Annotated in this window: 15 protein-coding genes and 1 pseudogene; 10 read left to right on the top strand and 6 right to left on the bottom strand. The window is 67.5% G+C overall.

Going from position 1 to position 13583, the window contains the following annotated elements:
* The first annotated feature begins 98 nt into the window (after nt 1-98).
* Nucleotides 99-983: an alpha/beta fold hydrolase gene (locus CDN38_RS12600; RefSeq protein WP_075512559.1), complete on the top strand. Its 885-nt coding sequence runs from the start codon at nt 99-101 to the stop codon at nt 981-983.
* Here CDN38_RS12600 and CDN38_RS12595 read toward each other — a convergent pair.
* From CDN38_RS12595 to CDN38_RS12585, 3 genes and pseudogenes are all read right to left on the bottom strand, one after another.
* Nucleotides 973-1813, bottom strand: a pseudogene (locus CDN38_RS12595) (zinc-binding dehydrogenase). The gene CDN38_RS12600 and the pseudogene CDN38_RS12595 sit on opposite strands and share 11 nt — an antisense overlap.
* Nucleotides 1814-1815: 2 nt before the next feature.
* Nucleotides 1816-2028 carry a TOBE domain-containing protein gene (locus CDN38_RS12590; protein ID WP_075512558.1) on the bottom strand — a complete coding sequence of 71 codons (213 nt, stop codon included), beginning with the start codon at nt 2026-2028 and terminating at the stop codon, nt 1816-1818.
* A 51-nt stretch (nt 2029-2079) separates the two neighbouring features.
* Nucleotides 2080-2685 carry a TetR/AcrR family transcriptional regulator gene (locus CDN38_RS12585; RefSeq protein WP_075512599.1) on the bottom strand — a complete coding sequence of 202 codons (606 nt, stop codon included), beginning with the start codon at nt 2683-2685 and terminating at the stop codon, nt 2080-2082.
* Nucleotides 2686-2831: 146 nt separating this feature from the next.
* Here CDN38_RS12585 and CDN38_RS12580 point away from each other — a divergent pair, with 146 nt between their 5' ends.
* The gene (locus tag CDN38_RS12580; RefSeq protein ID WP_075512598.1) at nt 2832-4157 is read left to right on the top strand and encodes a cytochrome P450; all 1326 of its coding nucleotides are present in this window, start codon (nt 2832-2834) and stop codon (nt 4155-4157) included.
* A gap of 10 nt (nt 4158-4167) precedes the next feature.
* Here the strand turns inward: CDN38_RS12580 and msrA are convergent, their stop codons facing one another.
* Nucleotides 4168-4680, bottom strand: coding sequence for a peptide-methionine (S)-S-oxide reductase MsrA (msrA, locus tag CDN38_RS12575; protein ID WP_075512557.1), 513 nt, complete (start codon nt 4678-4680; stop codon nt 4168-4170).
* Between the two features lie 168 nt (nt 4681-4848).
* On the opposite strand from msrA, the gene CDN38_RS12570 reads away from it, so the two are divergent.
* From CDN38_RS12570 to CDN38_RS12555, 4 genes are read left to right on the top strand one after another with little or no spacing between them, the layout of a single operon-like run.
* Nucleotides 4849-5355 carry a nuclear transport factor 2 family protein gene (locus tag CDN38_RS12570; RefSeq protein ID WP_075512556.1) on the top strand — a complete coding sequence of 169 codons (507 nt, stop codon included), beginning with the start codon at nt 4849-4851 and terminating at the stop codon, nt 5353-5355.
* Nucleotides 5352-6386 (top strand): NAD-dependent epimerase/dehydratase family protein, encoded by a 1035-nt coding sequence (locus CDN38_RS12565; protein ID WP_075512555.1) that lies wholly within the window; start codon nt 5352-5354, stop codon nt 6384-6386. The genes CDN38_RS12570 and CDN38_RS12565 overlap by 4 nt, the downstream gene beginning before the upstream one ends.
* An 8-nt stretch (nt 6387-6394) precedes the next feature.
* Complete coding sequence (locus tag CDN38_RS12560; RefSeq protein ID WP_075512554.1) at nt 6395-7222, top strand: class I SAM-dependent methyltransferase; 828 nt, start codon at nt 6395-6397, stop codon at nt 7220-7222.
* Between the two features lie 24 nt (nt 7223-7246).
* Entirely contained in the window at nt 7247-7627 is a 381-nt protein-coding gene (locus CDN38_RS12555) for a DUF427 domain-containing protein (RefSeq protein ID WP_075512553.1), read from the top strand.
* A 7-nt stretch (nt 7628-7634) separates the two neighbouring features.
* Here CDN38_RS12555 and CDN38_RS12550 read toward each other — a convergent pair whose 3' ends face one another.
* Nucleotides 7635-8018, bottom strand: a complete 384-nt coding sequence (locus CDN38_RS12550) for a nuclear transport factor 2 family protein (RefSeq protein WP_075512597.1) — start codon at nt 8016-8018, stop codon at nt 7635-7637.
* A gap of 88 nt (nt 8019-8106) precedes the next feature.
* On the opposite strand from CDN38_RS12550, the gene CDN38_RS12545 reads away from it, so the two are divergent.
* Nucleotides 8107-9018 (top strand): DNA-3-methyladenine glycosylase family protein, encoded by a 912-nt coding sequence (locus tag CDN38_RS12545; protein WP_075512552.1) that lies wholly within the window; start codon nt 8107-8109, stop codon nt 9016-9018.
* A 41-nt stretch (nt 9019-9059) separates the two neighbouring features.
* On the opposite strand, the gene CDN38_RS12540 is transcribed toward CDN38_RS12545, so the two are convergent.
* Nucleotides 9060-10508 (bottom strand): chloride channel protein, encoded by a 1449-nt coding sequence (locus CDN38_RS12540; protein WP_099318985.1) that lies wholly within the window; start codon nt 10506-10508, stop codon nt 9060-9062.
* A gap of 108 nt (nt 10509-10616) precedes the next feature.
* Between CDN38_RS12540 and CDN38_RS12535 the strand changes: the two genes are divergently transcribed.
* The 3 genes from CDN38_RS12535 to CDN38_RS12525 all read left to right on the top strand — a co-directional run bounded on the left by CDN38_RS12535 (nt 10617) and on the right by CDN38_RS12525 (nt 13403).
* Nucleotides 10617-11600 (top strand): pirin family protein, encoded by a 984-nt coding sequence (locus tag CDN38_RS12535; protein ID WP_075512550.1) that lies wholly within the window; start codon nt 10617-10619, stop codon nt 11598-11600.
* 2 nt (nt 11601-11602) lie between these two features.
* A complete protein-coding gene (locus CDN38_RS12530) occupies nt 11603-12241 on the top strand; it encodes a TetR/AcrR family transcriptional regulator (RefSeq protein WP_075512549.1) in 639 nt (212 codons plus the stop codon).
* Between the two features lie 229 nt (nt 12242-12470).
* A complete protein-coding gene (locus CDN38_RS12525) occupies nt 12471-13403 on the top strand; it encodes a class I SAM-dependent methyltransferase (protein WP_099319383.1) in 933 nt (310 codons plus the stop codon).
* The last annotated feature ends 180 nt before the right edge of the window (nt 13404-13583 follow it).

The raw sequence follows: 13583 nt of genomic DNA, 5'->3' as shown, positions 1-13583 counted from the left end.
GCCGAGCCTGTAAATATGCAGAAGAAGTGCGAGTAGCGGCCTGCGAAATTACAGGCTCGGTGGCCACCCGGGTGGGGCAAGCGCTACCTTCTCAACACATGACCACCATGCCCGCCCTGGACGGCGTCGAGCACAGATATGTCGAGGTAGGCGACGGCGTCACGATCCACGTCGCCGATGCCGGGCCCACCGACGGGCCGGCGGTCATGCTGGTGCACGGCTTTCCGCAGAACTGGTGGGAGTGGCACGAGCTGATCGGTCCGCTGGCCGCCGACGGCTACCGGGTGCTGTGCCCGGACCTGCGCGGCGCGGGCTGGAGCTCGGCGCCGCGCTCGCGATACCTCAAGAGCGAGATGGCCGACGATCTGGCCACGGTGCTGGACCGGCTGGGTGTCGAGAAGGTCAAACTCGTGGCCCATGACTGGGGCGGCCCGGTCGCCTTCATCATGATGCTGCGCCACCCCGCCAAGGTGACCGGTTTCTTCGGCCTGAACACCTCGGCGCCGTGGGTGCACCGCGACCTCGGCATGCTGCGGCACATGTGGCGGTTCTGGTACCAGATCCCGATCTCGCTGCCGGTCATCGGTCCCCGGCTGATCGCCGACCCCAAGGCCCGCTACTTCCGGATGCTCGCGTCCTGGGTCGGTGGCGGATTCAGCGTGCCCGACGAGGACGTCCGGATGTACGTCGACTGCATGCGCCAGCCCGGGCACGCCGAAGCCGGCTCCCGCTGGTACCGCAGCTTCCAGACGACCGAGATGGCGCGCTGGCTGCGCGGCGAGTACGACGACGCTCGGGTCGACGTGCCGGTGCGCTGGTTACACGGCACCGGCGATCCGGTGATCACGCCCAACCTGCTGCGCGGATACGAAGATCGCGCAAGCGATTTCGAGGTCGAGCTGGTCGACGGTGTCGGCCATTGGATCGTCGAGCAGCGGCCCGACCTGGTGCTGGACCGGCTGCGCGCGTTCCTTACGGCTTGACCAGGATGCGGATCGGGTTGCCCTGCTGCCGCTCCAGCTTCTCGATGCCCGCCGGGAGGTCTTCGAGCGTGACGACCTCGCTGATCGACCGCGAAATATCAAGGCGCCCAAGCGAAACCAGCTTCGCCAGGGTCTCGATGTCGACGTTCTGGTAACCGAGGTGACCGAGCACCTGCTTGCGGGTCACCCCGAACATCACCGTCGGTCCGATGGTCGGCGACTCTGCGCTCATTCCCACCCCGACCAGCCGCCCGCCGGGTGTCAGCGAGCCCAGGGCCTGTTCGAACGTCACCTTCAGGCCGACGGCGTCGAACGCCACGTCCAATAACCGCCCGCCGGTGACCTCGGCGAGCTTGTCGGTCAACCCGTCGTCACGGGTGTCGAACGCGTAGTCGGCGCCGAGTTCCAGCGCGCGTTCCAGAACGGCCGGGTTGATGTCGAGGGCGATCACCGGTGCCGCGCCGACCAACCGTGCGAGCTGGACGATGTGGGTGCCCACCCCGCCGACACCCCAGACCCCGACCGATTCGCCGATCCCCACCTTTCCGGTTCGGACGACGGCGCCGAACGGCGTCGACACCGCGTCGGCCAGGATCGCCGCCTGCTCCAGCGGAACGTTGTCCGGCACCCGGGTCAGGCCGGGCGCCTGCGCGACGGTGTATTCGGCCCACCGGGAACGTCCCGTTGATCAGGCTCAGGTCCGAGTGGCAGATCCCGCAGAAGGCAACCTTGACCAAGACTTCACCGGGACCCGGCTGCGGTATCGGAACATCTTCCAGCGCTACCTTTTTGGTGTCGGCATAGAAGCGTTCGGCACGCATGGTGGCCATGGTCACTCGACGCCGATCGTGACCTCTGTCGACTTGATGAACACCGTTGCGGGCTGGCCGGCCTTCAGGCCGAGCTCGACCGCCGCGTCCTTGGTGACCGACGACGTGACGATTTGGTCGCCGCCGTCGAGCTTGACCTTGACGATCGCCATCACGCTGCCGAGGTCGACCTCGGTGATGGTGCCCTTGAGCTGGTTCCGGGTCGATAGCCGCATCGCAGTCCTTTCCACAAATCCCCGGGTGTGCGTCGAGCGTAGTCGGCCCGTTCACGAACGAGGGCCCAGGAGGGCTATCGACGCATCGATCGCCGGTGCGACGACGTCGCGGACCGGCCGCCCGTCCTCGACGGCAAGCGCGGTCAGCTCGCGCAGTCCGCCCAGCAGGATGACCGACAACGGCACGGTCAGCGGGGGTAGGCCGGCCCGCCGGAACCCCGGGCTGGCACTGAGGTCGATCAGCAGGGTGGACAGCAGCTGCAATCCCCGGCGCTGGACGGGCCGCGCGACGGCGCCCAGCGACGGGAGTTCGCGAATCCAGCTCAACGTGATGGCCGGCCGGGACTCGATGTGCCCGACGTAGGCCTCGACCGCCTGGCGAATCTGCTGATGCCAGTCGGCGTCGGGATCGACCGCGGCCGAGATCTGCTCGCCGAGCTTTTCGACGTCGGCCCGCAGCAGCTCCAGGAAGCACTGCTCTTTGCTGGCGAACTGGTCATAGAAGGTGCGTTTCGAGGTGCGCGCGTGGCGCACGACGTCGGCGACGGTGGTCGCGCGGTAGCCGCGTTCACCGATAGCGGCGGCCAGACCGTCGAACAGCCGAAGCCGAAAGGGATCGACGTCGACCGGCGCGGCATTGCCGGCAACTGCTGTCACCAACGCGCCTCCTTACCCGGATCGGTGCGGACCTTGTCAGCCTTGGTACCAAAGAGTACCGTGCCAGGATAAGCCTGCGGTACACCGCGGTACCATCCCCGTGTTCCTGATCGAGCAGCCGGGGCAGATGTTGGGAGCCCATGTCGATGAGCCACGCAATCACCGATGCGCCAGCACCACCCGGAGGCACGTTGCCGCCGGCGCCGCGAATTCCGAGCCTGGTCCAAGGCCTGGTCTTTGCGGTCACGCGCCGCGGCATGATGCGACGGCTGGCGCGCCGCTACGGCAACGTCTTCACCCTGAACATCCCCATCTACGGGCGGGTCGTGGTGGTCGGTGATCCGCAGCTGGCAAGGCAGGTGTTCACCACCAGCCCCGAGGAATTGGGCAACATCCAGCCCAATCTGAGCCGGCTGTTCGGCTCCGGTTCGGTGTTCGCGCTCGACGGCGACGACCATCGCCGGCGGCGACGCCTGCTGGCGCCGCCGTTTCACGGCAAGAGCATCAAGAAGTACGAGGCCATCATCGAGGAAGAGACGCTGCGCGAGACGGCTCGATGGCCGCAGGGGGAGCCGTTCGCGACCCTGCCGTCGATGATGCACATCACCCTCAACGCCATCCTGCGGGCAGTGTTCGGGGCCGACGGGGCCGAACTCGACGAGCTGCGCGGGCTGATTCCGCCATGGGTCACGCTGGGCTCGCGGCTGGCCGCGATGCCCAAACCGAAACGCAACTATGGCCGGTACAGCCCGTGGGGCCGGCTGGCCGAGTATCGGCGGCAGTACGACGCCGTCCTCGACAAGCTGATCGACCGGGAGCGGTCCGACCCGAACTTCGCCGATCGGACCGACGTGCTCGCGTTGATGTTACGCAGCAGCTACGACGACGGTTCGGTGATGTCCCGCAAGGACATTGGTGACGAGCTGCTCACCCTGCTGGCCGCCGGGCACGAGACCACCGCGGCCACGCTGGCCTGGGCGTTCGAGCGGCTGACCCGGCACCCGCAGATCCTGGCCGCCCTGGTGGCGGAGGCCGATGCGGGCGGTGACGAGCTGCGCCAGGCGACCATCCTGGAAGTCCAGCGGGCCAGGACCGTCATCGATTTCGCGGCCCGGCACGTTTATTCCGACGTTTATCGCCTGGGCGAGTGGGCGCTCCCGCGCGGGGATTCGATCATCATCAACATCGGCCAGATCCACGACAACCCCGACGTATTCCCCGACCCGCAACGCTTCGACCCACAGCGCTACATCACAAGCAAGCCGTCCGCATTCGCCTGGATCCCGTTCGGCGGCGGCACCCGCCGCTGCGTGGGCGCGGCGTTCGCCAACATGGAGATGGATGTGGTGCTGCGAACGGTGTTGCGCCACTTCGTCATCGAGACGACGACGGCGCCCGACGAGAAGTGGCACTGCCGTGGGGTTGCCTACATTCCCAAGGACGGCGGACGAATCGTGGTGCGTACCCGTTAGCGGCTGGCGCTTATTGGCTTGCCGGGGCCCGTCGCGGCAGTTTCCAGCCCGGGCGGATGTAGTGGCAGGTGTACCCGTAGGGGTAGCGCTGTAGATAGTCCTGATGCTCGGGCTCGGCTTCCCAGAATGCTCCGGCCGGGCTGACTTCGGTCACCACTTTGCCCGGCCACAGGCCCGAGGCCTCGACGTCGGCGATGGTATCCAGCGCGATTCGCCGCTGCTCGTCGTCCAGGTAGAAGACCGCCGAGCGGTAGCTGGTGCCGACGTCGTTACCCTGCCGGTTCTTCGTGGTCGGGTCGTGGATCTGGAAGAAAAATTCCAGCAGGGTGCGATAGTCCGTGACCGCCGGGTCGTAGACGATTTCGACGGCCTCGGCGTGGTTGCCGTGGTTGCGATAGGTGGCGTTGGGGGTTTCGCCGCCGCTGTAGCCGACGCGGGTCGAGATGAAACCGGGCTGACGGCGGATCAGGTCCTGCATGCCCCAGAAGCATCCGCCGGCCAGGATTGCCTTGTTGGTCGTCATTGCAGTCTCTCCTTCGGTGGGGTCGTCAAGGGCCCACGATCCGAGGTTAGTTGCGGCTGGCGGACATCGCCCAGAGCCAGACCACGCAGTCGAGGTCGATGCCGTCGGCGCTACCGACGTCGGACGTCGTACGATTCGCCTCATGCCGGGCCTTCCTGAGGAGCTAACGTGACCGGCCCGGTGTTCAGCCGCGACGAATTGGCCGCGGCATTCGGCGAATTCGAGCGGACCGTCGCCCGCGCGGCGCAGACCCGAGACTGGGACGACTGGGTCGCGCAGTACACCCCGGACGTCGAATACATCGAGCATGCCGCGGGCACGATGCACGGCCGCGAGCAGGTGCGCGCCTGGATTCAGTACACGATGTCGACCTTCCCCGGCAGTCACATGGTGGCGTTTCCGTCGTTGTGGTCGGTGATCGACGAGTCCACCGGCCGCATCATCATGGAGCTGGACAACCGGATGCGCGACCCCGGCGACGGCAGCGTGATCAGCGCGACCAACATTTCGATCATCACCTACGCCGGCGACGGCTTGTGGTGCCGTCAGGAAGACATCTACAACCCGCTGCGCTTCTTGAAGGCGGGACTGACGTGGTGCCGCAAGGCGCAGGCGCTGGGCACCCTCGACGAGGACGCGGCGCAGTGGATGCAACGGTATGGGGGACCACAATGAGCACCAAGCCCAAGCTGGTCATCGGAGCCAACGGCTTCCTGGGGTCACATGTGACCCGCCGACTGGTCGCGGCCGGCGAACAGGTGCGGGCGATGGTGCGCCCCACCGCCAATACCCGGTCGATCGACGACCTGGAGCTCACCCGATTTCACGGCGACGTCTTCGATACCGCGGTGCTGCGCGAGGCGATGGACGGTTGCGACGACGTCTACTACTGCGTGGTCGACACCCGCGCCTGGTTGCGCGACCCGTCGCCGCTGTTTCGCACCAACGTCGAAGGCCTGCGCAACGTTTTGGATGTGGCCGTCGAAAAGCCGATAGCCGCGGACCTGCGCAGGTTCGTCTTCACCAGCACCTATGCCACGGTGGGCCGCCGTCATGGGCACGTGGCGACCGAGGACGACGTCGTCGATGTCCGCCGGATCAGCCCCTACGTCCAATCCCGGGTCCAAGCCGAAAACCTGGTGATGCGGTACGTGTCGGAGGCTGGGCTGCCCGCCGTCGCACTGTGCGTCTCGACGACCTATGGCAGCGGCGACTGGGGCCGCACACCCCACGGCGCCTTCATCGCCGGCGCGGTTTTCGGCAAGTTGCCCTTCCTGATGACCGGGATCCAACTGGAAGCCGTGGGAGTCGACGATGCCGCCGAAGCGATGATCCTGGCAGCCGAACGCGGCTGCAACGGCGAGCGCTACCTCGTCTCCGAGCGGATGATCGCGTTGACCGAGGTGGTGCGGATCGCGGCGGAGGAGGCCGGGGTGCCGCCGCCGCGACGCTCGATCCCGGTGCCGGTGCTTTACGCGCTGGGCGCTCTGGGCAGCCTGCGGGCCCGGCTCACCGGCAAAGATGCCGAACTGAGCCTGCAGTCGGTGCGGATGATGCGCGCCGAGGCCGACGTCGACCACAGCAAGGCGGTTCGCGAGTTGGGCTGGCAGCCGCGCCCGGTCGAGGAATCGATTCGCCAGGCCGCCCGGTTCTGGGCCGCGATGCGCACCGCCAGACCGGACGCGAAGACCGCGTCATCCGAATAGGCAGCCGTATGGACAAAGTCGCGGTCGACCTCAGCGGGCCGCCGCAGACCATGCTCGCGACCCTGTACGCCAAGGCGCTCGACGCCGGCTCGGCGAACCCGATCCTGGGCGATCGCTACGCCAAGGAGGTTGTCGGGCGCATCGACTATGACTGGACGAAAACCGCGATCACCGCGCGCAACTCGGCAGTGGTGACGACGCGGACGGCGCACTTGGACACCTGGGCCCGCCAATTCCTGGCCGCGCATCCCAGCGCTGTCGTGCTGCACCTCGGTTGCGGGCTGGACGGTCGATATTTCCGGCTGCAGCCGGGCCCGGCGGTGGAGTGGTATGACGTCGACTACCCCGAGGTCGCCGCGCTGTTCACCCGGCTGTACCCCGCAGCTGCCCACCACCACGTCGTCTCCGCGTCGGTCACCGATCCGGCCTGGCTCGCCGACATTCCCAACGACCGGCCCGCGCTGCTGATCGGCGAGGGCCTGACCATGTATTTGAGCGAACCGGACGGCGTTGGACTATTGCGACGCGTGGTTGACCGGTTTCCGTCCGGTGAGTTGCAGTTCGACGCGTTCAACCGGCTGGGCATCAAGTCGCAATGGATGAACACCGTGGTGCGCCGATCCGGATCGACGCTGCGCTGGGGCATCGACGGACCCGATGACATCTTGCGGGCGGTGCCCGGCACCCGGCTCCTGGCCTGGGTCCGCTGGTTCGAATCGGACAGCTTCGCCCGGTTGCCGCGCGCCTACCAGGTGATGGGCTGGCTGATGTCGCGGGTGTCGGCACTGGCCAACATGTCGCAGTACCACCGCTACGCCTTCGGCCGGGAATGTTGATCGCCGCCAGGCGTTGAAAGCCGCATGAGCCACCCGAAAGTCTCAGAGCCCAACGCAGGGCATCCCATCACGATCGAACCGACCAAGGGCCGGGTACAGGTCCGCGTCAACGGCGAACTCGTCGCGGACACGACTGCGGCACTGGAATTACGGGAGGCCAGTTTGCCTGTGGTGCACTACATTCCGCTGGCCGACGTCGCCCAAGACCGGCTCACCCGCAGCGACACCAGCAGCTACTGCCCGTTCAAGGGACAAGCCAGCTATTACAGCGTGACCACCTCGGCCGGCGACACCGTCAAGGATGCGATCTGGACCTACGAACAGCCCTATCCCGCGGTGGCTGCGATAACCGGGCACGTCGCGTTCTATCCCGACAAGGCCGGCATCATCGTCGAGCCGGCGTAAGACCCGCTCAGGCAAACACCTTCGCCAACGACTGGGTATCGCTGTATTCGCGCAGCGACACGATCTGGCCGTCGTGGCATTCGAAGATGCAGACGAATGGGCTGTCGTAGCGGGTGCCGCCGGCGGTGACGGCCTCGACTTGGCCTTCGACGACAACCGTCTCGCCTTCGTTGAGGCAGCGGAGCAATTCGATGTTGACCTCGAACTTCTTTTTGCGGCGCTCGACCGCGCGCCGCAGCGTCGCCTTATCGATTGCCGAACGCGTGACGATGCTCCAATAGGTGAAGTCGTCGCTGAGCAATGCGAAGCCCTCGTCGAGGTCTCCGCCCTCGCACATGCTCTGCATGAACATCCATGCCAGTTCGGCCTGAGGGTCGTCGAACGGCGTCATCACATCGTCATCCTGTCCCGGCAGGGCGATCGCGGTCAATCGAGGTCCCGCTCCCAGTTCGCTCGCGGGCGTCTCATGGCAGGCTCAGGTGATCAGCGCACGCACAGTCACATTCCCCGGGGCCGCCGGCTTCGGGCACACCCTGGCACCATTGCGTCGCGGCCGCGGCGATCCCTGCTTTCGCGTCCCCGGAGACGGCACGATCTGGCGCACCAGCCTGCTGACCAGCGGGCCGGTCACGGCGCGCATCAGCCGGGTGGCGCCCGACGCGGCTCACTGCGTGGCCTGGGGCCCCGGCGCCGAGCAGTTCCTCGAGCTGCTGCCGGCGCTGCTGGGAGCCGACGACGACGCCTCGGATTTCGTGCCGAGTGAGCCGACGGTCGCGGCCGCGCACCGGCGGCTGCCGCACCTGCGCCTGGGCCGCACCGGGCAGGTGCTGGAGGCGTTGATCCCGGCGGTCATCGAGCAGCGGGTCCCCGGCGCCGACGCCTTCCGGTCGTGGCGCTTGCTGGTGACCAAGTACGGCACGCCCGCCCCCGGACCGGCGCCCGAGGGCATGCGGGTGCCGCCCTCGGCTGACGCATGGCGGCACATCCCGTCGTGGGAGTTTCACCGCGCCAACGTCGACCCGGGGCGGGCCCGGACGGTCGTGAGCTGCGCACGGCGGGCGGCGTCGCTGGAGCGTTTGACCGCGGTGCCGGCAGCGCAGGCGCGCGAGGCGCTGACGTCGCTGCCGGGAGTCGGTGTGTGGACCGCGGCCGAGACGGCGCAGCGGGCCTTCGGTGACCCCGACGCGGTGTCGGTGGGTGATTACCACATTCCGAAAATGATCGGCTGGACCCTGCTGGGCCGTCCGGTCGACGACGCCGGCATGCTCGAGGTGCTGGAGCCGATGCGGCCGCACCGGCATCGGGTGGTTCGGCTGCTCGAAGCCAGCGGACTGGCCTACGAGCCGCGCCGCGGGCCGCGACTGCCGGTGCAGCAGATCCACTCGCGGTAAGCCTCCGCGGCGAGGACCGGTGTGAGACGGCCGGGACCCAGTCAGTCCCCGCGAGCCTTCGCCGCGCGTGCGGCTCGTTCGGCCTCGGCGGCTTCGCGGTTCAACCGCTGCGCTTCGTAGATAGTGACGTTGGTGCGCGACATCAGCAATGCGGCGATCCCGACGGCCAGGATCGCGCCGGGCACCACCGAGAACGAGCCGGTCATCTCCGCGACCATGATCATGATCGCCAGCGGCGCCCGTGCCACGCTGCCGAAACACGCCATCATGCCGACGACGACGAAGATTCCCGGTGCGTCGGGGACTCCCGGTATCCCGGAGAGCTCTCCCAGCCGCCAGATCGCGGCGCCGACGAACGCGCCGATGACAATGCCGGGCCCGAACAGCCCGCCCGAACCGCCGGTGCCGATCGACAGCGAGGTGGCGATGATCTTGGCGATCGGCAGGACGACGATGATCCACAACGGGATGCTCATCAGCGATCCGGGGTCCGCGGCCAGCTGCGCCCAGCCGTAGCCGCTGCTCAGGATTTGCGGGATCAGCAGCCCCAGCAACCCGACCAACAATCCGCCGACGGCCGGCTTGATCACCGGCCCGCCGGGAAGCCGGCGGGTGAGCGCCACGGAGGCGTGGAAGATGCGGGCGTACAGGTAGCCGACGGCCGCGGCGATCAGCCCGATCACGACGAACCACAACAGCGGCCAGGCCCGCTCGAAGCGGTACTCGGCGTCGATGTAGCCGAACAGCGGGTCGAACCCCAGGAAGGCACCGAGCACCGCATACGCCGTCCCGGAGGTGATGAAGCCGGGCAGCAGGCTGCGATAGTCGAAATCGTCGCGGTAGGTGATCGACGCCGCCAGCACCGCTCCGCCCAGCGGGGCGGCGAAGATCGCGCCGATACCCGCGCCGATACCCAGCGCCACCGCGATCCGGCCATCCTCGTCGGACAGGCCCAGCCGCCGCGTCAGCAACGAGCAGAAACCGGCCGAGATCTGCGCCGTCGGACCCTCCCGCCCGCCGGACCCCCCCGATCCGATGGTTAGCGCGCTGGCCACCATCTTCACCAGCACCGCCCGTCCGCGGATGGCCCGCGGATCCGTGTGGACCGCCTCGATGGCCTCGTCGGTGCCGTGACCGGTGGCTTCCGGTGCGAACCTGGCCACGATGAAGGCCGAGAGCAGCGCCCCGCCCGTCGTCACCAGCGGAATGGCCCATGGGCGGGCGAAACCGCTGGACCCGCGGCTATCGCCCTCGCCCAGCGGAGTCGGAATGTGGTAGTCGGCGAGATAGCCGAGCAGGAACTCGCCGGTGTACTTCAGCGCCAGATAGAACACCACCGCGCCCAGGCCCGCGATGACGCCGATCGTGATGCCCAGCAACAACCACTTGCGTAAATAGCCGGCACTTCTGATCGATGCGCCGAATCGCCCGCCGGCGGCGGCGGGCGGCGCCTCTCGGGGTTCCGGGTCGTCCGGTGTCGGGTCGTTCACCGCGCGAGCCTCGCAAGCATCAGGTCATCCTATGACAACCGGAAATAACTGGACCCTGGTCCGGTTATACCTCGTAGTTCTCGATGAGCTCCCGATGAGGAGGTAGAAATGCCTGCTGTAACCGCCGATACGTTGACCCTGCCGCGGGTGGCCGCACCCGATGCCGGCGCTACCGAGCGGCCGGTTCGCTCCATCACGTCCGGCCCGCGAGGTTACGAGGGCGAGGGGTTTCCCGTTGTCCGGGCGTTCGCCGGAATCGGCACCGCCGCGCTGGACCCGTTCGTGCATATGGACCAAATCGGTGAGGTGGACTACCATCCGGGCGAGCCCCGGGGCACCGACTGGCATCCGCACCGGGGCTTCGAAACCGTCACCTACATAATCGACGGAAAGCTCGCGCACCAGGATTCCTATGGAGGCGGCGGCCTGATCACCGACGGCGCAACGCAGTGGATGACGGCGGGATCGGGCATCTTGCATATCGAGACCCCGCCCATCGACACCGTGAAGCGCGGCGGAATCTTCCACGGCGTCCAGTTGTGGGTGAACTTGCCGAAGAAGGACAAGTTCGCTCAGCCTCGCTACCAGGCCATCGAGGGCGGCGACGTCACGCTGATCGCCTCGGGCGACGGCGGAGCCCTGGTCCGCATCATCGCCGGGGAGATCGACGGCCACCGTGGACCCGGGATCACCCACACGCCGATCACGCTGGCGCACGCCACGATCGCACCCGGCGCGCGGCTGAACATCGGTTGGCAACGGGATTTCAATTCGCTGGTCTATGTGCTGTCCGGGCGCGGCTCGGTCGGCGCGGCCGAACACCCGATCCACCGGGGTCAGTTGGCGGTGATGGGCCCCGGTGACCGGATCACCGCGACCGCCGGCCCGGCGCCGGACACCCACCGGACAACGGCTCTTGACGTGCTGCTGCTGGGCGGGCGACCCATCCGTGAGCCGGTATTCCACTACGGGCCGTTCGTGATGAACACCCGGGCCGAAGTGATCGAGGCGCTCGAGGACTACCAGGCCGGCAAGTTTCGTAGCATCCCGCCGAACGCGCTGATGCCGCACCGTGGCGGTGGCACACTCTAGGCATGCCGCCCACCGCCGCACGTCGCGGCCCCGGACGTCCGCCTGCCGCAAAATCGGACGAGACGCGACGGCGCATCGTCAGCGCCGCCCGGGAGGTGTTCAGTGAACGTGGTTATGACGGCGCGACCTTCCAGGCGATCGCCGTCCGCGCCGACCTGACCCGGCCGGCCATCAACCATTACTTCGCCAGCAAGCGGGTGCTGTACCGGGAAGTGGTGGACCAAACCAACGAGCTGGTCGTCACCGCCGGTATCGAGCGGGCACGGCGCGAGCCGACGCTGCTGCGGCGGCTGGCCGCGTTCATCACCGTGGCGATGGAGGCAGACGAGAAAAATCCTGCCACTGCTGCGTTCTTGGCCACCGCCGTGCTCGAGTCGCAGCGGCATCCGGAATTGGGGCGATCCGAAAACGACCCGGTCGCCGGCTCCCGGAAATTCCTGATCTGGGCGGTCCACGATGCCGTTGAGCGCGGCGAACTGACCGCCGATACCCGGGCCGCTCCCTTGGCCGAGGCGCTGCTGCTCGTCTTGTGCGGGGTCGGGTTCTATGCCGGCTTCGTCGGCAGCTATCGGGAGATGGCGGACATCATCGCGGCGCTGCGGCATTTGATGGCCGGCACGCTCTGGACGTCGCAGGCCTGACCGCCAGTAGCTGACCGACTGCAGTGACCTGGCTCACAAAGTGCATAGGTTGCCTAACTTATTAGGTAGCATTGGTCGCGGTGTGACTGATCCGGTCGGCGTTTCCCTGGTTTGCCTTCCCGGTTTATCTCCGGCCCGCCGCTGGGACGAATCCCACGGTCTCGCACCACTTTTCGCCGGTCCATCCAACGAGAGATCCGCTAGAGAACGGGAGCACGCGATGAGCACCCTGCGTACCCATGACGACACCTGGGACATCAGAACCAGCGTCGGCGCCACCGCGGTGATGGTGGCCGCGGCGCGGGCCGTCGAAACCGAACAGCCCGCCCCGCTGATCCGCGACCCGTACGCCAAATTGCTGGTCACCAATGCCAACGCCGGCGTCCTGTGGGAGGCGATGCTCGACGAGCAGATGGTGGCCAAGATGGCGGCTCTCGACGCCGAGACCGCGGCGACCGTCCAGCACATGCGCAGCTACCAGGCCGTGCGGACGAACTTCTTCGACACCTACTTCGCCGACGCGGTCGCCGACGGGATCCGTCAGGTCGTCATTCTGGCCTCGGGACTGGATTCCCGCGCTTACCGGCTGGACTGGCCGGCCGGGACGACGGTCTACGAGATCGATCAGCCCCAGGTTCTTGCCTATAAGTCCGCAACGCTGGCGGGAAACGGAGTGACGGCGTCGGCCGATCGCCGTGAGGTGCCGATCGACTTGCGCCAGGACTGGCCTGCCGCGCTGCGTGCCGCCGGTTTCGACCCCACAGCCCGGACCGCATGGCTGGCCGAGGGACTGTTGATGTACCTGCCCGCCGACGCCCAGGACCGGCTGTTCAACCAGATCGGCGAGCTCAGCCCGCCGGGGAGCCGGATCGCTGCTGAAACCGCGGGCAACCATGCCGACGAACGGCGCGAACAGATGCGGGAGCGATTCAAGAAGGTGGCCGAGACGCTGGGCCTCGAGCAGACCGTCGATGTGCAGGAGCTCATCTACCACGACCCCGACCGGGCGAAGGTCGCCGACTGGCTCAACGAACACGGTTGGCGCGCCACCGCGCAAAACGCCGGCGACGAGATGCGCCGGGTGGGCCGCTGGGTCGAGGGGGTACCGATGGCCGACGACAAGGATGCGTTCTCCGAGTTCGTGACGGCGGAGCGGTTGTGACGACGGGCCGTTCGCCAACCGATTCGTGGCAGCGGCCAAACCCACGCGGCAAGGCATCCAAAGCCAAGGCCGCGCTCGGATTCGCTGCAGCAAAGCTTTCAAAGCCACGGCCGGCCGGCGGCGGCTGGGTTAGTCTGAGGCTCCGTCCGGTCACCCGGTAAGGAAGTGGTTGCATGGACC

This window comes from Mycobacterium ostraviense, from assembly GCF_002705925.1.
GTDB lineage: Bacteria > Actinomycetota > Actinomycetes > Mycobacteriales > Mycobacteriaceae > Mycobacterium > Mycobacterium ostraviense.
This window is presented reverse-complemented; position numbering and strand designations above follow the sequence as displayed.